Here is a 20,900-nt window from a genome sequence, read left to right on the forward strand (position 1 = left end):
CGCCTGTAACTCTTGAGTAAGCAACAATGAGCACATTACTAACCGCACAATCCTTACACGTTGATACGGCATTTGGCACGCTATTCGACGATCTTTCCTTCACCCTGAAAAAAGGTGACCGCATCGGGCTTATCGGTTACAACGGCTGCGGCAAAAGTACGCTGTTAAAACTGCTTGATGGCACGATTTCACCCACCAGCGGGTCTATCGCGCAGGCGAATCACTGTCATCTCGCACGTGTGGAGCAACATTTACCTGACGATATACTGCCGCTTACGTTGCAAGAGGCGGTGCTTGCTCAACTTCCCGAGCATGAACGCGCGAGCCAGCAATGGCGAGTTGAAGCGTTGCTGGCCGAAATGGGTTTCACGCCGGAGAATTTATCTCTGACAGCACAAACGCTGAGCGGCGGACAACACACGCGCCTGTTATTAGCGCGGGCGCTGATGCGAAATCCTGACCTGCTACTGCTGGATGAACCGGGTAACCACCTGGATTTGCCCACATTACTGTGGCTGGAACAGTTCTTACAGAACTGGTCTGGTAGTTTTGTAGTGGTTTCCCACGATCCGCAGTTACTGGATGCCGTGACTCACGGGACCTGGATCCTGCGCGATCGCACCCTGCATGCCTTCGATCTGCCCTGTAGCGCGGCGCGTCAGGCTCTGGTAGACAGAGACGCCAGCGATGCTTTGCGCCATAAGGCTGAACAAAAGGAGATCGACCGTGTCACCGCCAGCGCCAAACGGCTGGCGACCTGGGGGCGGGTCTACGACAACGAAGACCTTTCCCGTAAAGCCAAGCAGATGGAAAAACAGGTGCTGCGCCTGAAAGAGGTACAGACCGAAGTAACCTCGGGAAGTCAGTGGACACTAACATTGCAGGGTGATGCCCTGCGTGCGGATCGTTTGCTGGAGATGACTCATCTGTCCGTGGCCCCTGCTCCTGGCGCAGATTCGCTGTTTTCGATAGCCGGTATCCGCGTAAAAAGCGGCGATCGCGTGGCGATTGTCGGGCGCAATGGTTGTGGGAAATCATCGCTGTTAAGGCTTATCTGGCAACAGTTTCACTCACAGCTGGCATCGCCTTCATTGGTGTTACACCCGCGCGTTACGCTGGGGTATTACGATCAAACGCTGCACCAACTCGCTGATGACGACTCGCTGTTTGACGCGCTGGAAGCGTTTGCTCCTCAGCCTGATATTCGCAAAATGGCCTTGATTAGCGCGGGCTTTCCATGGGTTCGGCACGCACAGCGGGTCAGTACATTAAGTGGTGGCGAGCGTTCCCGGTTATTGTTTGTGGGACTGACGCTTGCGCGTTATAGCCTGCTGATGCTCGATGAACCGACCAACCATCTGGATATGGAAGGCAAAGAGGCGCTGGCAGAAACGCTGCAAAGCTATCACGGCGGCGTGCTGCTGGTCAGTCATGATCGCCAGCTTATCAGCAAAAGCTGTAACCGGTTCTGGTTTATTGATAACGTCGAACTCAGCGAATGGCACGATCTGGACGCGATCAACGCGCGAATTCGGGAAACATCTACTGAGATACCTGTCCCGAAAACGGTGGTTGAAGCGAGAAATGAAATAAGCCGCGACAGTGATGCGTTACTGGAACAACTTCTCGAACTGGAGCAGCGGCTGGCCGACGATCTCGCTCGTAAGCCGAAACATCAAAAACCGTTGTTACAAGCGCAATGGCGTCAGGAGATTGCGCGTCTGAACTCACTACTGGAGTAAACCGCATTGCCGGATGGCGCAAGCTTATCCGGCCTACATCAGCAAAATGCGCCTGTAGGCCCGTCATCCGGCATGCCATGTATTACTGCGGTTTTTTCTCTTTCCAGGCATCCCAGGCCTGTTTGATCTCTTGCTTTGCCGTAGCGGCGTCGTTGAAACCGTTTAATTCTACCTTTTTGCGCCCTTCCGGCAGATCTTTGTACACGCGGAAGAAAGATTCCAGGCGTTGCACTTCAATCTTGGGCAGATCGCTCAACTCTTTGATGTCATCATAAGTCGGGTCAATTTTACTGGCCGGAACGGCGACAATTTTGTCGTCCTTTTCTCCGCCGTCGATCATCTTCAGCACGCCAATCGCGCGCAGCTTAATCAATGTTCCTGGGGCCAGTGGCGCACGGGTATAAAAAATGACGTCCAGCGGGTCGCCGTCACCGGCTAAAGATTGAGTCAACGAGCCGTAGTTGGCGGGATAGGCAACCGGCATTGACTGGAAGCGATCGGCAACGATAAAACCGGTTTTGGCGTCGGTTTCATATTTAATCATTCCACCTGCCGGGATTTCAGTTACGGCATAAAACTCTTCCGGGTTATTTTCCGGCTGAGGAAATTCGAGGATGTTCTGCGCCTGAGCGGACGCACAAAGAAACACGCTGACTGCGAGTAATTTTTTTACCAGATGCATTGTCTTTTAACTCTTCTATTATTGAAAAGACAACACCTTACGTTGAGCAGATGACAGAAACATGACGTTTTTTTGGCAAAAAAATGGCGCTACTGATGTAGCGCCATTACGTGGAGGTAACGTCAGGGATTAGTTAACCCCTTCCTCGCTCTCTTTTTTCGCTTCTTGTCTTTCGACTTCGCGATACCAGCGCGGGTGATGTTTCTTCGCCCAGCGACGGCTCACTTTCCCTTCGATCATGCCTTTAATAGAGCCTTTCACCCAGAATGCCATATACATATGGATGAGGATGGCGTGCATCAGGATAATGCCTGCCGCCGCATGGATCAGCAGGCTATAACGCACGACCTGCATCGGGAAGAACTGTGCAAAGTACGGACGCCAGATAATAATGCCGGTAATCAGCAGCACGAAAATCATGCTCATGATCGACCAGAACATCATTTTCTGTCCGGCGTTGTACTTGCCCACATCCGCCACTTTATGTTCATTGCCTTTCAGCACTTCCACAATGTTTTTCAGCCACGGAATATCTTTTTTATCCGGGATGTTGTGGTGAACAAAGCGTACAAACATGAACATTAACGCCACGAAGATCAGCAGCCCAAAGAACGGGTGCAAAATACGCCCCATCTGCGGCGTACCGAAAGTCTGCGTCAGCCATTGCAGAGTCGGGAAGAAAAATGAAATCCCCGACAGCGCCACCAGGAAGAAGCAGATCACCACCGTCCAGTGACAGGCGCGGTCGATAAACTTCGTGCGCACAATCATTTTCGACTTACTCATGATGATCCTCCTCGTCGTCGTCCACTTCCTTATTCGGACCAATACCAACGTAGTGGTAAATAAGTCCGGCGAAGGTGGCGATAAATCCGGCTGCGGCCAGCGGTTTCAGCGCCCCTTTCCACAGATTGATAGAGGTATCAATCTGCGGATCTTTCGGCAGGCCGTGGTACAGCTCCGGCTGGTTGGCATGATGCAGAACGTACATCACATGCGTCCCCCCCACACCTTCCGGGTTGTAGAGTCCGGCGTGTTCGAAACCGCGAGCTTTCAGTTTGGCCACCCGCTGTTCGCCCATTTCCAGCATTTTCTGCTTGGTGCCGAAATGTATTGCCCCTGTTGGACAGGTCTTGACGCAGGCAGGCTCCTGCCCGACGCTGACGCGGTCCACACACAGCGTACATTTATACACGCGGTTATCCTCTTTATTGAGGCGCGGAATATTAAATGGACACCCGGCAATACAGTAGCCGCAGCCAATGCAGTGCTCTGACTGGAAATCGACAATCCCGTTGGCGTACTGAATAATCGCCCCGGCAGACGGGCATGCCTTCAGGCAGCCCGGATCTTCACAGTGCATACAGCCGTCTTTACGAATTAGCCACTCAAGCTTGCCGTTCTGTTCGGTTTCGCTAAATCGCATCACCGTCCAGGATTTGGCGCTGAGATCGGCGGGGTTGTCATACACCCCGACGCAATGACCGACTTCATCGCGGATATCGTTCCACTCTGAACATGCCACCTGGCAGGCCTTACAGCCTATACAGGTGGACACATCGATCAGTTTCGCGACCTCTGCTTTGTAATCACGGGCCTGAGGCGGCGGCGTGATGGAGTTTGTTGCGGACCGTTTGATGATGTCCTGCGTTTCCATAGACATATATTCGCCCCCTTACGCCTTCTCGATGTTTACTAAAAACGCTTTGTATTCCGGCGTTTGCGAGTTTGCATCACCGACATTCGGCGTCAGGGTGTTGGCGATATAGCCTTTACGCGCGACTCCTTCAAAGCCCCAGTGGATCGGGATCCCAACCGTTTCGACCTGCTGACCATTGACGTTCAGGGTACGCAGACGACGCGTAACCACCGCAACTGCGCGAATAAATCCACGCTTGCTGCTGACTTTCACGCGATCGCCGTTATTGATACCTTTCGCTGCCGCCAGCGTTTCGCTGATTTCCACAAACTGTTCTGGTTGAGCAATCGCATTCAGCAATGCGTGCTTGGTCCAGGTATGGAAGTGTTCGGTCAGACGATAAGTCGTCCCAACGTACGGGAAGTCCTGTTTGGTTCCCATGCGTAGCTTATCCGCCTCGTACAGACGGGCTGCCGGGTTGGAGATTACGTTCGGGTGCAGCGGGTTGGTACCCAGCGGCGTTTCCATTGGCTCGTAGTGTTCCGGGAACGGCCCTTCCGCCATCTTATCAATGGCGAACAGACGACCCAGACCTTCCGGCTGCATGATAAACGGATTGGTGCCGCTGCCAGGCGCCGCGGTGTTGAAGTCCGGGATGTCGTTCCCCGTCCACTTCGTACCGTTCCACTGGATCAGCATGCGTTTTGGATCCCACGGTTTACCCTGCGGATCCGCCGACGCGCGGTTATACAGAACGCGACGGTTCAGTGGCCATGCCCATGCCCAACCCAGCGTATTACCCAGCCCTGACGGGTCGGCGTTATCGCGGTTGGCCATCTGGTTGCCCTGCTCGGTCCAGCTACCGGTATAAATCCAGCAGGAAGATGAGGTTGTGCCATCATCACGCAGCAGCGCAAAGCTATTGAGCAACTGGCCTTTCTTCGCAATCAGCACACCGTTGGCATCATAGAGATCTTCCAGCGCATAGCCGTTGTTCTCTTTCGCCACTTCCTCTGAATGCGGTTCGTCCGGCTGCTTATAGTTCCAACTCATTTTCAGCACGGGTTCAACTGCTTTACCGCCTTCAGTGCGGTACATGTCGCGCAGACGGTGGTAAATGCCGGCCAGAATTTCGCCATCGTTACGGGCTTCGCCCGGCGCGTCCTGACCTTTCCAGTGCCACTGCAACCAGCGACCGGAGTTGGCAATTGAACCGTCCTCTTCCGCAAAGCAGGTTGACGGCAAACGGAAGACTTCGGTCTGGATAGATGCCGGATCAACGTCGTTTGATTCGCCGTGGTTTTGCCAGAACGTTGAGGTTTCTGTCACCAGCGGATCGATAACGACCAGATACTTCAGTTTGCTCAGGGACTGCACCACTTTGTTTTTGTCCGGGAAGGACGCAACCGGGTTAAAGCCCTGACAGATGTAGCCGGTGACTTTTCCGCTATCCATCATATTGAAGTATTTGATGACGTCGTAGGACTGATCCCACTTCGGCAACCACTCAAAGCCCCAGTCATTCTCTTTCTGCGCCGCATTGCCGTAGAAAGATTTCATCAGGCTAACGAAAAACTTCGGATAGTTGCCCCAGTAGTTAACCTGATCGGCCAACGTCGCTTTTGGCGTGTTCGCAGCCAGATAGGTTTGCAGATCTGTCTGTTTCTCTGACGGCAGCGTCAGGTAGCCCGGCAGGCTGGTAGAGAGCAGACCTAAGTCGGTTAACCCCTGAATGTTGGAGTGACCGCGCAAGGCGTTGACACCACCACCGGCCATCCCCATATTGCCGAGCAGCAACTGGATCATCGCCATGGTGCGGATGTTTTGCGCCCCGACGGTATGCTGCGTCCAGCCCAGCGCATACAGGAACGTGGTTGTACGATCGGCTGCGCTGGTGGAAGCCAGCACTTCGCAGACTTTCAGGAAGTCTTCTTTTGGCGTACCGCAGATATTTTCCACCACATCTGGCGTGTAACGGGATACATGCTGTTTCAGCAGGTTCCACACGCAGCGCGGATGGCTTAATGTTTCATCGCGTTTGGCGTAGCCGTTTTCATCGAACTGATAGTTCCAGGACGATTTATCATACTGACGTTTTTTCGCGTCATACCCGCTGAACAGACCCTCTTCGAAAGCAAAGTCATCACGCACCAGCAGGCTGGCGTTGGTGTAATGCTTAACGTATTCAGCGTTGATTTTGTTATTTTCAATCAGGTACAGCAAAACGCCGGACAGGAACGTAATATCCGTGCCGGAACGAATCGGTGCGTAAATATCCGCCACCGAGGCTGTACGAGTAAAACGTGGGTCAACAACAATCAGCGTGGCGTCATTGTTGTTTTTAGCTTCCATCGCCCAGCGGAATCCCACCGGATGTGCTTCAGCGGCGTTACCGCCCATCACCATCACGACGTTAGCATTTTTAATATCAACCCAGTGGTTGGTCATCGCACCGCGACCAAATGTTGGAGCAAGACTTGCTACCGTTGGTCCGTGTCAGACGCGCGCCTGGTTGTCTACTGCCAGCATGCCGAGTGAGCGCACAAATTTTTGCGTCAGCATGCCGGTTTCATTACTTGCTGCAGATGCGCACAGCATCCCGGTTGAAAGCCAGCGGTTAACCGTTACGCCCTGCTCATTTTTCTCAATAAAGTTGGCGTCACGGTCAGTTTTCATCAGCTTCGCGATGCGGGAGAAAGCTTCATCCCAGCTGATACGCTGCCATTTGTCGGAACCAGGAGCGCGATATTCCGGGTAACGCAGACGGTTTTCACTGTGTACGTAATCCAGTAATCCTGCGCCCTTAGGACATAATGCCCCCCGGCTCACCGGATGATCCGGATCCCCTTCAATATGGTAAATCGACTCTTTGGCGTTTTTTGCTCCATCACCCAGGCTATACATTAATAGCCCGCAACCTACGGAACAGTATGTGCAGGTGTTTCGGATCTCTTTGGCGCGTAATAACTTATAGTTTCGTGCCTGAGCCAGTGCCATTTTGGGTGCAAAACCCAGAGCGGCTACTGTTGTTCCCGCCATACCGCCCGCGCAGATTTTAAAAAATTGTCTGCGGCTGACGTCCATTGCTTTCCTCTTTTTTGCAGGGATTCGTACAAGAAATCTCTCAAAGTGCGTAATCGAGGCAGCCTGAAAGATGACATGTACAACTTCGCGACGAAACTATCAGCTATATCCATATTTTTTTTGCGTCAAATCAAAAACGAAACGGTTCCGCTACTAAATAGTGCACTTTGTTTAACCCTTGTACCCATAAGGAGGTATGCAAAAGGTAATTAATTAGCGTGCTATGGTGTAAAAGTGCTATAAATTTCAGCTTATTTTTTGCCAGTGGTATGGACAGAGAAACAGAATGACAAAACAAAAAGCAACGTTAATTGGTCTGATTGCCATCGTACTCTGGAGCACGATGGTTGGACTTATTCGGGGAGTGAGTGAGGGACTGGGACCTGCTGGCGGCGCAGCGATGATTTTTTCATTAAGCGGCCTGTTGCTCATATTTACTGTCGGATTTCCAAATATCAGAAAAATTCCTGTTCGCTATTTAATCGCCGGTAGCGTGCTTTTTGTTAGCTATGAAATTTGTTTAGCACTGGCCCTGGGTTATGCCGCTACCCGTCATCAGGCTATTGAAGTCGGGATGGTAAATTATCTCTGGCCAAGCCTGACGATATTGTTCGCCATATTATTTAATGGTCAAAAATCAACCTGGCTGGTCATTCCTGGATTAATTATCGCATTGACCGGTGTTTGTTGGGTATTAGGTGGTGAAAATGGCCTCAATCCTGGCGAAATTATCAGCAATGTTGCCAGTAGTCCGCTCAGTTATTTTCTCGCCTTTCTGGGGGCTTTTATCTGGGCCACATATTGCACAGTGACCAATAAATATGCAAAAGGCTTTAACGGCATCACGGTGTTCGTCTTACTGACAGCCGCAAGTCTGTGGGTTTACTATTTTGTCACCCCTCAGCCGGAAATGGTTTTCAGCACTCCGGTGACGATTAAAATGTTCACTGCAGCATTAACGTTAGGATTTGCCTATGCTGCGTGGAATATTGGTATTTTGCACGGTAATGTCACCATTATGGCGGTGGGTTCTTATTTTACGCCCGTACTGTCCTCCGCGCTTGCCGCCGTGCTACTCAGCGCCCCGCTATCACTTTCTTTCTGGCAAGGCGCGCTGATGGTTTGCGCTGGCTCGCTACTTTGCTGGTTGGCAACGCGCCGCGCCTGAAAAAAAACCGGGTTTTATCACAAATAAATAAAATCCGGCTATACTTTAGCCAGGCTGATGGATAATTATTGCGCATTGCACTTGTGTTTTTTGTTTATATTTGTTTAATTAAATGTTAAATATATGATTATTAGTTAACGCGTGAAAGTATTTCATGTTTATCTATAACCCTCCGCATGTATATATTATACAAGCGAAACTAACGCCATTTAAACCATAGCTACCATAATAGTCCCCTGCGTAAATATATCTCATCAGATTTGTCACATATTAAGATTAATACAATCAGCTGTATTATGTAGATCTGGATCACACAACTTCAAATATTTCGCAATATTATGAAACTTATTATTGAACTTATACCACTGCGTCATTTAAAAATGGTTTGCCATTGACGAACCCCTTCGTTTAGCAATGGTTTAGGAAACACACCAAGAAAAAATTATAAGGATTATTTAGAATGAAACTTAAATTAGTTGCAGTGGCAGTGACTAGCCTGTTGGCGGCAGGTGCAGTAAACGCGGCTGAGGTATATAACAAAGACGCAAACAAACTGGATATCTACGGTAAAGTTCACGCTCAGCATTATTTCTCTGATGACACCAGCAGCGATGGCGACAAAACCTACGCACGTCTGGGCTTCAAAGGCGAAACTCAGATCAATGACCAACTGGTTGGTTTTGGTCAGTGGGAATATGAATTCAAAGGCAACCGTTCTGAAGATCAGGGTTCCGAAGCAGACAAAACCCGTCTGGCATTCGCTGGCCTGAAATTCGCTGAATACGGTTCTTTCGACTACGGTCGTAACTACGGCGTAGCTTACGACATCGGCGCATGGACCGACGTTCTGCCAGAGTTCGGTGGCGATACCTGGACCCAGACTGACGTATTCATGACTCAGCGTGCTACCGGCGTTGCAACCTACCGTAACACCGATTTCTTCGGTCTGGTTGAAGGTCTGAACTTTGCTGCTCAGTATCAGGGCAAAAACGATCGTAACAATGAAGTAGAAGCAAACGGCGACGGTTTCGGTCTGTCTACTACTTATGAGTACGAAGGTTTTGGCGTTGGTGCGACCTACGCGAAATCTGACCGTACCGACCGTCAGGTTCGTAACGGTAACAACGGTCTGTACGCATCCGGTCAGAATGCGGAAGTATGGGCTGCTGGTCTGAAATATGATGCGAATAACATCTACCTGGCGACCACCTACTCCGAAACCCGCAACATGACTACGTTCGGTAAAATCGACGGTATTGCTAACAAAGCTCAGAACTTTGAAGCTGTTGCTCAGTACCAGTTCGACTTCGGCCTGCGTCCGTCCGTTGCTTACCTGAAATCCAAAGGTAAAGATCTGGGTTATTTCGGCGACCAGGATCTGGTTGAATACGTAGACCTGGGTGCTACCTACTACTTCAACAAAAACATGTCTACCTTCGTTGATTACAAAATCAACCTGCTGGATGACAACAACTTCACCCGCTATGCAGGTGTAAGCACTGACAACATCGTGGCTGTTGGTCTGAACTACCAGTTCTAATTTTGTTGTAGTCTGAATACAAAGCCAGTCCTTTCGGGGCTGGCTTTTTCTCTTGATGTAGTCTCGGTCATAAGGAGTATGCCGTGCAGACGTTCACTGGTCGTTGTCTTTGCGGACAGAGTCATTTTACCGTTGACGTCGAAATGCTGGATGTCTATGCCTGCCACTGTACGTTGTGTCAGAAATGGTCGGGTGGCATCGCTATGTATCTGGAGGCCAGCGCTCATCCGCAGATGTCGCCGGATTCAGCCCAACCCTCACACTTTCCTTCTTCAAATCGTGGTGAACGTTTCTTCTGTTCCGGCTGTGGGTGCCCGCTGTGGTTTACCCTGACGGGTAGCGAACGCTATTTTGTGCCGTGGACGCTACTGGAACTTAACGAGGTAGATCGCCGCCGCCTGGTGTTAGCGGCAGAAATCTATACGGAAACTCAACCTGCATTCTGGAGACTGACGGGGCAATACGCTCGCTTGAGTGGAAAAGAAGTCGAAGAGATGGATTACCCCTGTCATTTAGCCCACTAGTTATTGACGCTGTAGCTTTGCCAGACTGAACCACATCCCTATCGCTAATACGATAAGCATACTGCCAGCGCTGCTTAAGGCCACGCTATGTGACCAGGTAAAGGCTTCTCTGGCAGCCGCCAGCAATGCCTCACTCAACGACGACGGGAGCGAATGCGCCAGTTGCACCGCTTCGCCCATTGATGATGAGGCGCGCTCTATCTCCTGCGGATTGAGTCCGGCAGGTGGCAGAATCGAGGCAGAAAAGCTACGGCTCAACAGTAAGCCAAAGATAGCGATGCCAAGCCCGGCGCCAAGTTCATAAGCCATCGTCTCAATGGCGCCAGCCGCTGCCGCTTTTTCTGCCGGGGCTGCTGCCATGATTGCCGCAGTTGAGGCCAAAAGCGCACTTGCCGCGCTGAATCCGAGCAAGGCCATCAATATCCACGCCTGTATTTGCTGCGTACTGAAATCCGTCATCGCCAGACCGTAAAAACTGACGGCGCTAAGCGCCATACCCGCCGTTGCCACACAACGTAATCCCAGACGTGACACCAACATGCCGGCAATGGGGCCGCTGAAACCACTTGCCAGCATCACCGGTAGCATAAACAGACCGGCCTGATACGGCGTCAAACCGTGCACAAACTGGAGCTCCTGAGCCATCAGCAATTCGAAACCAACCAGCGTAATCATCGCGGTCATCGCCATTACTACGCCGCTTAAGATAATGCGATGCGTAAACAGCCGCATATCAATCATTGGCCGCGAAGCTGCAAGCTGGATACGGACAAACTGCCCCAACAGCAACGCTCCGGTTAACAATGTCAGCACGATGGCAGTGGTCGCCATATGACCTTTCAGTGCGGTTTTGGCGCTATAGACCAGCAGCAGAATAGCGACAATCAGCATTATCGCATGACCGAAATTTAACGATTGATCGCGACGTCCAGCCTGGCGTGGCACGAAACGAGCCGTCAATGCCATTACCACCACAACAATAGGCACATTGATTAAGAACACGGATCCCCAATAGAAGTGCTCCAGCAGTATGCCGCCTACTAATGGCCCAAACGCCGCGCCGCCGGAACCGACAGCGGCCCAGACGCCGAGCGCCATATTGCGATGACGCTGTTCGGCAAAGGTGGCGCGAATACCCGCGAGCGTAGCCGGAACAATCATCGCCGCCCGCGTGGCAATCAGCCAACTGGCGCTGTGGGCAAACGCAGCGGCCAGCGATGCCAGGCCAAATAACCCCCCGCCCAACAGCAGCAGACGTTTAAAACCGATGCGATCGCCCAATGCCCCCATTGGCAACACCATGCCAGCCATGACCAGCGAATAAATATCAATAATCCACAGCAGCTCGTTACCACTGGCACCCAGCGTCATACTCAGCGTGGGCGCGGCAACGTGCAGCACCGTTGCATCAATCGCAACAGGGATGTAGACCAGTACAATAATGACTAACGTTAACCACTGACGAAACATAAAACTCCCTAACGAAACCGAAACTGGACACATGTCCAGCTTTAGCGATCCTACGGAAAATTGAACGTATGTCCAACTTTTTGTTAGACTGCGTGCTATTGAGATACAGGAGGAATGATGAGCTATCTGAACCGGGATGAACGTCGGGAAGTGATTCTGCAAGCGGCGATGCGCGTTGCGCTGGAAGAAGGGTTTACTGCCATGACCGTACGACGTATAGCGGCGGAAGCCCATGTGGCGACGGGTCAGGTGCATCATCACTTTTCCTCTGCCGGTGAACTCAAGTCTCAGGCTTTTGTGCGCCTGATCCGTACCCTGCTTGATGCTGAACTGGTCAGCGAAAACGCCAGTTTTCGGGAACGGCTGCATGCCATGCTGGGCAGCGAAGATGGCGGGTTCGAACCCCATATCAGGCTGTGGCGTGAAGCACAGGTGCTGGCAGATAAAGATCCTGAGATCAAAAGCGCCTATCTGCTGACCATGCGGATGTGGCATGAGGAAACGGCTAACATCATCACTCAGGGACAGAAAGCCGGTGAGTTTTTATCCACCCCAGATGCCGCCGATGTCGCATGGCGTTTAATCGCAGTGGTCTGCGGCCTGGATGGTATGTATGTGTTGGGCATAGAGGAAATGGCCGATCCCGCTTTCGAGCACCACCTGGATCGTATGATTACGCTGGAGTTATTTAGTTGATGTTATAGATGAACAAACAATACATCATTTAAGTTTACAATTAGTAACACTTAACCAACCTGTAATTCTCCCCTTATCCCGCGTTATTGCGCTTTTTTATCTATTCTTTCAGTCAATATTCCCAAAACCTTTCAATAGTTTCTAAAAAGAAGCCGCGCGGCCTGTATGCGTTTATTTCTTTTTCATGAACGGCATGTGCATGGAGAATAATATGTCATCATCAAATGAGAAAAATAATCGTTATCTTTTGACTGACTGGAAACCAGAAAACCCTGCCTTTTGGGAAAACAAAGGCAAGCACATTGCTCGTAGAAATCTTTGGATATCAGTAAGTTGCCTTTTGCTTGCCTTCTGCGTCTGGATGCTGTTTAGCGCCGTAGCCGTCAATCTGAATAAAATTGGTTTTAATTTCACCACCGATCAACTGTTTTTATTAACGGCATTACCCTCCCTTTCTGGTGCAATATTGCGCGTTCCCTACTCCTTTATGGTACCTATATTTGGCGGTCGCCGTTGGACCATTTTTAGCACGATTATTCTGGTTATTCCCTGCGTCTGGCTGGGATTTGCCGTGCAAAATACCGCTACTCCGTTTGGAGTATTTATTATTATTGCGCTGATGTGCGGTTTTGCTGGCGCTAACTTTGCCTCCAGCATGGGCAATATTAGTTTTTTCTTCCCCAAAGCAAAGCAAGGCAGCGCGCTGGGCGTTAACGGCGGTCTTGGCAACCTCGGCGTCAGCGTGATGCAGTTGATCGCGCCGCTCGTGATTTTTCTGCCCATATTTACCTTTTTGGGCGTCCAGGGCGTACCGCAAGCTGATGGCTCGTTATTGTCGCTGGCTAATGCCGCATGGATTTGGGTTCCACTTCTGCTAATAGCCACCCTGGCGGCAGGTATGGGAATGAATGATATTGCCAGTTCGAAGGCTTCTATTGCTTCCCAGTTACCGGTCCTCAAGCGTTTTCACTTGTGGCTGTTAAGCCTGCTGTATCTTGCAACTTTCGGGTCATTTATCGGCTTTTCGGCGGGCTTTGCCATGCTGGCGAAAACGCAATTTCCTGACGTGGATATTCTGCAACTGGCGTTCTTCGGCCCCTTCATCGGCGCGCTTGCGCGATCGGCGGGCGGCGTCATCTCTGACAAGTTCGGCGGTGTACGCGTCACGTTAATTAACTTCATCTTTATGGCACTGTTCAGCGCCCTGCTGTTTCTTACTCTGCCGGGGTCCGGTGAAGGAAACTTTGTCGCCTTCTATCTGGTGTTTATGGGGCTGTTCCTGACTGCGGGTCTGGGAAGCGGGTCGACCTTCCAGATGATTGCGGTGATCTTTCGCAAAATCACGATTTACCGGGTGAAACTGCGCGGTGGTACAGAGGAACAGGCCCAGCGTGAAGCGGTAACCGACACCGCCGCCGCGCTTGGATTCATCTCAGCCATTGGCGCTGTGGGCGGCTTCTTCATTCCTAAAGCGTTTGGTTCATCCCTGGCGCTAACCGGCTCTCCGGTGGGGGCTATGAAAATATTTTTGGTGTTTTACATCGTCTGTGTGCTGGTGACCTGGCTGGTCTATGGCCGTAAATCACAAAAAAAATAACGAAATGGATACCGTTGGATCGGACATTCAGGCAGGCCTGGTGTGCGATTCATCGTCGGCAATATTATCGAAGCAGGAGTTATGTCATGAGTAAACTGTTAGATCGCTTTCGCTACTTTAAACAAAAGGGCGATACGTTTGCCGAGGGGAATGGGCAAGTGATGCACACCAATCGGGACTGGGAAGACAGTTATCGTCAGCGCTGGCAGTTCGATAAAATTGTGCGCTCTACCCACGGCGTGAACTGTACCGGCTCATGTAGCTGGAAAATCTACGTCAAAAACGGACTGGTGACCTGGGAAACGCAGCAAACTGACTACCCGCGCACCCGCCCTGACCTGCCAAATCATGAACCCCGCGGCTGTCCGCGCGGCGCCAGCTACTCCTGGTATCTTTACAGCGCCAACCGCCTGAAATATCCGTTAGTGCGTAAACGTTTGATCGAACTGTGGCGCGACGCCCTGACCCGCCAGTCCGACCCGGTGCTGGCCTGGGAATCGATTATGAACGACCCGCAAAAATGCCAGAGCTACAAGCAGGTACGCGGTCGCGGTGGTTTTATCCGTTCTAGCTGGAAAGAACTTAATCAGTTGATTGCCGCCGCCAACGTCTGGACGGTAAAGACCTACGGCCCGGATCGCGTGGCCGGATTTTCACCTATTCCGGCAATGTCGATGGTCTCCTATGCCGCAGGCACGCGTTATCTTTCCCTTCTTGGCGGCACCTGCCTGAGCTTTTATGACTGGTATTGCGACTTACCGCCTGCGTCGCCAATGACCTGGGGCGAGCAGACCGACGTTCCAGAATCCGCCGACTGGTATAACTCCAGTTATATTATTGCCTGGGGTTCTAACGTCCCACAGACCCGTACGCCTGACGCGCATTTTTTTACCGAAGTGCGCTACAAAGGCACTAAAACCATTGCCATTACGCCAGACTACTCGGAAGTCGCCAAACTGTGCGACCAGTGGCTGGCACCAAAACAAGGCACCGACAGCGCGCTGGCGATGGCAATGGGCCATGTGATTTTAAAAGAATTTCACCTCGACAGGCCCAGCGACTACTTTCTCAATTACTGCCGCCGCTATACCGATATGCCAATGCTGGTTCTGCTGGATGCGCGTGAAGACGGCAGCTACGTTCCTGGCAGAATGATGCGCGCTTCAGACCTTGTTGACGGTCTGGGCGAAAGCAATAATCCGGAGTGGAAAACCGTGGCCTTTAACAGCGACGGTGAGCTGGTCGTGCCGAACGGCTCCATCGGCTTTCGCTGGGGTGAGACGGGAAAATGGAACCTCGAGTCGTTGGCCGCAGGGGTAGAAACAGAACTTTCCCTCTCGTTGCTGGGTCAGCATGATGACGTGGCTGGGGTAGCATTCCCCTACTTTGGCGGCAACGAAAATCCGCATTTTCGCAGCGTAAAACAACAGCCGGTGCTGGTGCGTCAGCTTCCGGTAAAACGCCTCACCCTCGCCGATGGACGCAGTTGCCCGGTAGTGAGCGTTTATGATCTGGTGCTGGCGAATTATGGCCTCGATCGTGGTCTGGATGACGTTCATAGCGCGCAAGATTACAGCGAAGTGAAAGCCTACACCCCGGCCTGGGGCGAGCAAATTACCGGTGTGCCACGCCGTCATATCGAACAAATCGCCAGGGAGTTTGCCGATACGGCACACAAAACTCATGGCCGGTCGATGATCATCCTCGGGGCTGGCGTTAACCACTGGTATCACATGGATATGAACTACCGTGGCATGATTAACATGCTGGTGTTCTGTGGCTGCGTGGGGCAAAGCGGCGGTGGCTGGGCGCACTATGTGGGTCAGGAGAAACTGCGTCCGCAAACCGGCTGGTTACCGCTGGCGTTTGCGCTGGACTGGAACCGCCCGCCGCGTCAGATGAACAGCACTTCTTTTTTCTACAACCACTCCAGCCAGTGGCGTTATGAAAAACTTACCGCGCAGGAGCTCCTCTCTCCGCTGGCCGACGCGTCGAAATTTAGCGGACATTTAATCGACTTTAACGTCCGCGCCGAAAGAATGGGCTGGCTGCCGTCCGCCCCGCAGCTTAACCTCAACCCATTGACCGTGAAAGCGAAGGCTGAACAGGCTGGCTTGTCTCCTGTTGAATACACCGCACAAGCGCTGAAATCGGGTGATATCCGTTTTGCCTGCGAGCAGCCGGACAGCGGCCACAACCATCCGCGCAACCTCTTTGTCTGGCGCTCTAACCTGCTCGGCTCCTCCGGTAAAGGGCATGAATACATGCTCAAATATTTGCTGGGTACCGAAAGCGGGATCCAGGGAGAAGCGCTCGGTTCAAGCGAGGGGATTAAACCTGAAGAGGTGGAATGGCAGGCTGCGGCGATTGAAGGCAAGCTTGATCTGCTGGTCACGCTCGATTTCCGTATGTCCAGTACCTGTCTGTTCTCCGATATCGTTCTGCCGACCGCCACCTGGTATGAAAAAGATGATATGAACACCTCGGATATGCATCCGTTTATTCACCCGCTGTCGGCGGCGGTCGATCCGGCGTGGGAATCGAAGAGCGACTGGGAAATCTATAAAGGCATCGCCAAAGTGTTCTCGGAGATCTGTGTCGGGCACCTTGGGCAAGAAACCGATGTCGTCCTGCAACCGCTGCAACACGACTCACCAGCAGAACTGGCGCAGCCGTTTGACATCCTCGACTGGCGTAAAGGCGAATGCGATCTTGTTCCAGGAAAAACTGCGCCTAATATCGCCGTCGTGGAGCGTGACTACCCTGCCACCTACGAACGTTTTACCTCGCTCGGCCCGCTAATGGACAAACTCGGAAATGGTGGCAAAGGTATCTCCTGGAATACCCAGACCGAGGTCGATTTCCTCGGCAAGCTGAACTACACCAAACGCGAAGGTCCGGCGAAAGGTCGACCGCTGATCGACACCGCACTGGATGCGTCGGAGGTGATCCTCGCCCTGGCGCCGGAAACCAACGGTCAGGTGGCGGTCAAAGCCTGGGAAGCGCTGGGCGCCATGACCGGACGCGACCATACGCATCTGGCGTTGAACAAAGAAGATGAGAAGATCCGTTTTCGCGATATTCAGGCGCAGCCGCGCAAAATTATCTCCAGCCCTACCTGGTCCGGTCTTGAAAGCGAACATGTCTCCTATAACGCAGGCTATACCAACGTCCACGAGCTGATCCCATGGCGCACCCTGTCCGGTCGCCAGCAGTTGTATCAGGATCACGCGTGGATGCGTGCATTTGGTGAAAGCCTGGTGGCCTACCGTCCGCCTATCGACACCCGCAGCGTTAGCGAAATGCGCGACGTTCCGCCTAACGGTTTCCCGGAAAAAGCGCTCAATTTCCTGACGCCGCATCAGAAATGGGGGATCCACTCCACCTACAGCGAAAACCTGCTGATGCTGACGCTGTCGCGCGGCGGCCCCATCGTCTGGATCAGCGAGACCGATGCCAAAGAGTTGGGTATTGAAGATAACGACTGGATCGAAGCCTTTAACGCCAATGGCGCGCTTACCGCCCGTGCGGTAGTGAGTCAGCGCGTGCCACCGGGAATGACCATGATGTATCACGCTCAGGAACGAATCATGAACATTCCCGGCTCAGAAGTCACCGGGATGCGTGGCGGGATCCATAACTCGGTCACCCGCGTCTGCCCGAAACCGACGCATATGATCGGTGGCTATGCGCAGTTGGCGTACAGCTTTAACTATTACGGTACGGTCGGCTCTAACCGCGATGAGTTCATCATGATTAGAAAAATGAAAAATATTAACTGGCTGGATGATGAAGGTCGCGATCAGGTACAGGAGGCGAAAAAATGAAAATACGCTCACAGGTAGGCATGGTTCTTAATCTTGACAAGTGTATCGGCTGCCACACCTGCTCCGTCACCTGTAAAAACGTCTGGACCGGGCGCGAAGGGATGGAATATGCATGGTTTAACAACGTCGAGACCAAACCAGGCATTGGTTATCCGAAAAACTGGGAAGATCAGGAAGAGTGGCAAGGCGGCTGGGTTCGCGATGTCAACGGCAAGATAAGACCGCGTCTGGGCGGCAAGATGGGGGTGATTACCAAAATATTCGCCAACCCGGTGATCCCGCAAATCGATGATTACTATGAACCGTTTACCTACGATTATCAGCATCTGCATAGCGCACCGGAAGGCAAAAACCAGCCCACTGCGCGTCCACGTTCGTTGATCGACGGTAAACGGATGGACAAGATTATCTGGGGCCCCAACTGGGAAGAGCTGCTCGGCGGCGAGTTCTCAAAACGCGCCCGTGACCGAAACTTCGAGAAAATGCAGAAGGAGATGTACGGTCAGTTCGAAAACACCTTCATGATGTATTTACCGCGACTCTGTGAACACTGTCTGAACCCAAGCTGTGTCGCCACCTGCCCGAGTGGTGCCATCTATAAGCGTGAGGAAGACGGCATTGTGCTGATCGACCAGGACAAATGCCGCGGTTGGCGTTTGTGTATCAGCGGTTGTCCATACAAGAAAATCTATTTTAACTGGAAGAGCGGTAAGTCAGAGAAGTGCATTTTCTGTTACCCGCGTATTGAGTCCGGCCAGCCGACGGTATGTTCAGAAACCTGCGTTGGGCGTATCCGTTATCTCGGTGTATTGCTGTACGACGCCGACCGCATCGAGGAAGCGGCCAGTACTGAGCATGAGACCGACCTGTATGAGCGTCAGTGCGATGTGTTCCTCAATCCGCACGATCCGGCGGTCATCGAAGAGGCGTTAAAACAAGGCATTCCACAGAATGTTATCGACGCCGCCCAACGTTCGCCGGTCTACAAAATGGCAATGGACTGGAAGCTGGCGCTGCCGTTACATCCTGAGTATCGCACTCTGCCGATGGTCTGGTATGTGCCGCCGTTGTCACCGATTCAGTCGGTCGCTGATGCCGGTGGCCTGCCGCGCAATGGCAATATTTTACCGGCGGTGGAATCACTGCGTATCCCGGTACAGTACCTCGCCAATATGCTAAGCGCTGGCGATACCGCCCCGGTACTACGCGCGCTCAAGCGCATGATGGCGATGCGCCACTATATGCGCTCACAAACCGTCGAAGGCGTGACGGATACCCGCGCCATTGAGGAAGTCGGTCTGACCGTTGAGCAGGTGGAGGAGATGTATCGCTATCTGGCTATCGCCAACTATGAAGACCGCTTCGTGATCCCGACCAGCCACCGTGAAATGGCGCGCGACGCTTTCCCGGAGAAAAACGGTTGTGGTTTCACCTTTGGCGACGGCTGTCACGGTTCGGATACCAAGTTCAACCTGTTTAACAGCAGCCGTATTGATGCCATCGACATTACCGAAGTGCGCGATAAAGCGGAGGGTGAATAATGCAAATCCTCAAGGTTATCGGACTGCTGATGGAATATCCGGACGAACTACTGTGGGAGTGTAAAGACGACGCGCTGGCGCTGGTGTCCAGCGATGCCCCAATGCTTATCGAATTTAGCCAGGCACTGCTCAATGCGCCATTACTGGATAAGCAAGCCGAATGGTGCGAGGTGTTTGATCGGGGGCGCGCCACCTCACTGCTGTTGTTCGAACATGTCCATGCCGAGTCGCGTGATCGCGGCCAGGCGATGGTTGATCTGCTGGCGCAGTACGAAAAGGTCGGGCTCCAGCTAAACTGCCGCGAGCTGCCGGATCATCTACCGTTGTATCTGGAGTATTTAAGCGTGCTGCCGGAGGCCCAGGCCAAAGAAGGTTTACAGAATGTCGCCCCCATTCTGGCACTGCTTGGCGGTCGCTTAAAACAGCGCGATACGCCGTGGTATCAGTTGTTTGACGCCCTGCTGCTGCTTGCCGGTAGTCCTCTTTCAAGTGACAGTGTCACCAGGCAGGTTGCCGCAGAAACACGTGACGATACCCGTCAGGCCCTGGATGCGGTCTGGGAAGAGGAACAGGTGAAGTTTATCGAAGATAACGCCACCGCTTGTGACAGTTCACCGTTACAAAACTATCAACGACGCTTTAGCCAGGACGTGGCGCCGCAGTATGTCGACGTCAGCGCGGGAGGTCCGAAATGATACAGTATCTGAACGTCTTCTTTTACGATATCTACCCGTATCTGTGCGGCACGGTGTTTATCCTCGGCAGTTGGTTGCGTTACGACTACGGGCAATACACCTGGCGCGCCTCTTCCAGTCAAATGCTGGACAAACGCGGTATGGTGTTATGGTCAAACTTGTTCCATATCGGCATTCTGGGGATTTTTTTCGGTCACCTGTTTGGCATGCTGACCCCGCACTGGATGTATGCCTGGTTCCTGCCGATTGCGGTGAAACAGCAAATGGCAATGATTCTCGGCGGTTTTTGCGGCGTGTTAACGTTGGTTGGGGGCGCGGGTTTGCTGGTGCGCCGTCTGACGAATCCACGCATTCGCGCAACATCATCCACCGCCGATATTCTGATCCTGTGCATTCTGCTGGTTCAATGCATTCTCGGCTTAACCACTATTCCGTTCTCCGCACAACACCCTGACGGTAGTGAAATGCTGAAACTGGTCGGTTGGGCGCAGTCGGTGGTGACTTTCCAGGGGGGCGCATCTGCGCATCTGGATGGCGTGGCGCCGATATTCCGTGCCCATCTGGTGTTAGGCATGACGATATTCCTACTGTTCCCGTTCACTCGTCTGGTACACGTGTGGAGTGCGCCGTTTGAGTACTTCACCCGCCGCTATCAAATTGTGCGCTCGCGCCGCTAATTGCCTCTGATGCCTGGT

14 protein-coding genes and 1 pseudogene are annotated in these 20,900 nt (G+C 52.4%); 10 read left to right on the forward strand and 5 right to left on the reverse strand.

The window, feature by feature from the left end:
* Positions 1 to 26: 26 nt before the first annotated feature.
* Positions 27 to 1,742: an ABC-F family ATP-binding cassette domain-containing protein gene (locus FOB24_RS13380; protein WP_150345033.1), complete on the forward strand. Its 1,716-nt coding sequence runs from the start codon at positions 27 to 29 to the stop codon at positions 1,740 to 1,742.
* A gap of 81 nt (positions 1,743 to 1,823) precedes the next feature.
* On the opposite strand, the pseudogene FOB24_RS13385 reads toward FOB24_RS13380, so the two are convergent.
* The 4 genes and pseudogenes from FOB24_RS13385 to fdnG form a co-directional block, all read right to left on the reverse strand.
* A pseudogene (locus tag FOB24_RS13385) lies at positions 1,824 to 2,424 on the reverse strand (inorganic diphosphatase); the annotation flags it as partial.
* Between the two features lie 129 nt (positions 2,425 to 2,553).
* Entirely contained in the window at positions 2,554 to 3,210 is a 657-nt protein-coding gene (gene fdnI / locus FOB24_RS13390) for a formate dehydrogenase-N subunit gamma (RefSeq protein ID WP_038640638.1), read from the reverse strand.
* Positions 3,203 to 4,087 (reverse strand): formate dehydrogenase N subunit beta, encoded by an 885-nt coding sequence (gene fdnH, locus FOB24_RS13395; protein ID WP_150345034.1) that lies wholly within the window; start codon positions 4,085 to 4,087, stop codon positions 3,203 to 3,205. Before fdnH ends, fdnI begins: the two co-directional genes overlap by 8 nt.
* Before the next feature lie 12 nt (positions 4,088 to 4,099).
* Entirely contained in the window at positions 4,100 to 7,147 is a 3,048-nt protein-coding gene (gene fdnG / locus FOB24_RS13400; protein ID WP_121529057.1) for a formate dehydrogenase-N subunit alpha, read from the reverse strand.
* 286 nt (positions 7,148 to 7,433) lie between these two features.
* Here fdnG and yddG point away from each other — a divergent pair, with 286 nt between their 5' ends.
* From yddG to FOB24_RS13415, 3 genes are all read left to right on the forward strand, one after another.
* Positions 7,434 to 8,315, forward strand: a complete 882-nt coding sequence (gene yddG, locus FOB24_RS13405) for an aromatic amino acid efflux DMT transporter YddG (RefSeq protein WP_121529058.1) — start codon at positions 7,434 to 7,436, stop codon at positions 8,313 to 8,315.
* Positions 8,316 to 8,775: 460 nt separating this feature from the next.
* Entirely contained in the window at positions 8,776 to 9,855 is a 1,080-nt protein-coding gene (gene ompD, locus FOB24_RS13410; RefSeq protein WP_038640648.1) for a porin OmpD, read from the forward strand.
* A 143-nt stretch (positions 9,856 to 9,998) separates the two neighbouring features.
* A complete protein-coding gene (locus FOB24_RS13415) occupies positions 9,999 to 10,379 on the forward strand; it encodes a GFA family protein (protein ID WP_087856632.1) in 381 nt (126 codons plus the stop codon).
* On the opposite strand, the gene FOB24_RS13420 is transcribed toward FOB24_RS13415, so the two are convergent.
* On the reverse strand, positions 10,380 to 11,849 hold the full coding sequence (locus FOB24_RS13420) for an MFS transporter (RefSeq protein WP_150345035.1): 1,470 nt from the start codon (positions 11,847 to 11,849) through the stop codon (positions 10,380 to 10,382).
* Positions 11,850 to 11,966: 117 nt separating this feature from the next.
* Here FOB24_RS13420 and FOB24_RS13425 point away from each other — a divergent pair, with 117 nt between their 5' ends.
* The 6 genes from FOB24_RS13425 (at position 11,967) to narI (ending at position 20,882) form a co-directional block, all read left to right on the forward strand.
* Complete coding sequence (locus tag FOB24_RS13425) at positions 11,967 to 12,545, forward strand: TetR family transcriptional regulator (RefSeq protein ID WP_085048192.1); 579 nt, start codon at positions 11,967 to 11,969, stop codon at positions 12,543 to 12,545.
* Between the two features lie 211 nt (positions 12,546 to 12,756).
* A complete protein-coding gene (locus FOB24_RS13430) occupies positions 12,757 to 14,142 on the forward strand; it encodes a NarK family nitrate/nitrite MFS transporter (protein WP_085048191.1) in 1,386 nt (461 codons plus the stop codon).
* 86 nt (positions 14,143 to 14,228) lie between these two features.
* Positions 14,229 to 17,969, forward strand: coding sequence for a nitrate reductase subunit alpha (locus tag FOB24_RS13435; protein ID WP_150345036.1), 3,741 nt, complete (start codon positions 14,229 to 14,231; stop codon positions 17,967 to 17,969).
* Entirely contained in the window at positions 17,966 to 19,510 is a 1,545-nt protein-coding gene (narH, locus tag FOB24_RS13440; protein ID WP_085048189.1) for a nitrate reductase subunit beta, read from the forward strand. The genes FOB24_RS13435 and narH overlap by 4 nt, the downstream gene beginning before the upstream one ends.
* Complete coding sequence (gene narW, locus FOB24_RS13445) at positions 19,510 to 20,205, forward strand: nitrate reductase molybdenum cofactor assembly chaperone (RefSeq protein WP_150345037.1); 696 nt, start codon at positions 19,510 to 19,512, stop codon at positions 20,203 to 20,205. The genes narH and narW overlap by 1 nt, the downstream gene beginning before the upstream one ends.
* Positions 20,202 to 20,882, forward strand: a complete 681-nt coding sequence (gene narI / locus FOB24_RS13450) for a respiratory nitrate reductase subunit gamma (protein WP_087856595.1) — start codon at positions 20,202 to 20,204, stop codon at positions 20,880 to 20,882. Before narW ends, narI begins: the two co-directional genes overlap by 4 nt.
* The last annotated feature ends 18 nt before the right edge of the window (positions 20,883 to 20,900 follow it).

It is taken from the genome of Citrobacter werkmanii (genome assembly GCF_008693645.1).
Classification (GTDB): Bacteria; Pseudomonadota; Gammaproteobacteria; order Enterobacterales; family Enterobacteriaceae; genus Citrobacter; species Citrobacter werkmanii.

Bases quoted from the DNA above. Each gene is read 5' to 3' on its own strand.
- FOB24_RS13380 (WP_150345033.1), top strand. From the start codon at position 27: ATGAGCACATTACTAACCGCACAATCCTTACACGTTGATACGGCATTT.
- fdnI (WP_038640638.1), bottom strand. From the start codon at position 3,210: ATGAGTAAGTCGAAAATGATTGTGCGCACGAAGTTTATCGACCGCGCC.
- fdnH (WP_150345034.1), bottom strand. From the start codon at position 4,087: ATGTCTATGGAAACGCAGGACATCATCAAACGGTCCGCAACAAACTCC.
- yddG (WP_121529058.1), top strand. From the start codon at position 7,434: ATGACAAAACAAAAAGCAACGTTAATTGGTCTGATTGCCATCGTACTC.
- ompD (WP_038640648.1), top strand. From the start codon at position 8,776: ATGAAACTTAAATTAGTTGCAGTGGCAGTGACTAGCCTGTTGGCGGCA.
- FOB24_RS13415 (WP_087856632.1), top strand. From the start codon at position 9,999: ATGCTGGATGTCTATGCCTGCCACTGTACGTTGTGTCAGAAATGGTCG.
- FOB24_RS13420 (WP_150345035.1), bottom strand. From the start codon at position 11,849: ATGTTTCGTCAGTGGTTAACGTTAGTCATTATTGTACTGGTCTACATC.
- FOB24_RS13425 (WP_085048192.1), top strand. From the start codon at position 11,967: ATGAGCTATCTGAACCGGGATGAACGTCGGGAAGTGATTCTGCAAGCG.
- FOB24_RS13430 (WP_085048191.1), top strand. From the start codon at position 12,757: ATGTCATCATCAAATGAGAAAAATAATCGTTATCTTTTGACTGACTGG.
- FOB24_RS13435 (WP_150345036.1), top strand. From the start codon at position 14,229: ATGAGTAAACTGTTAGATCGCTTTCGCTACTTTAAACAAAAGGGCGAT.
- narH (WP_085048189.1), top strand. From the start codon at position 17,966: ATGAAAATACGCTCACAGGTAGGCATGGTTCTTAATCTTGACAAGTGT.
- narW (WP_150345037.1), top strand. From the start codon at position 19,510: ATGCAAATCCTCAAGGTTATCGGACTGCTGATGGAATATCCGGACGAA.
- narI (WP_087856595.1), top strand. From the start codon at position 20,202: ATGATACAGTATCTGAACGTCTTCTTTTACGATATCTACCCGTATCTG.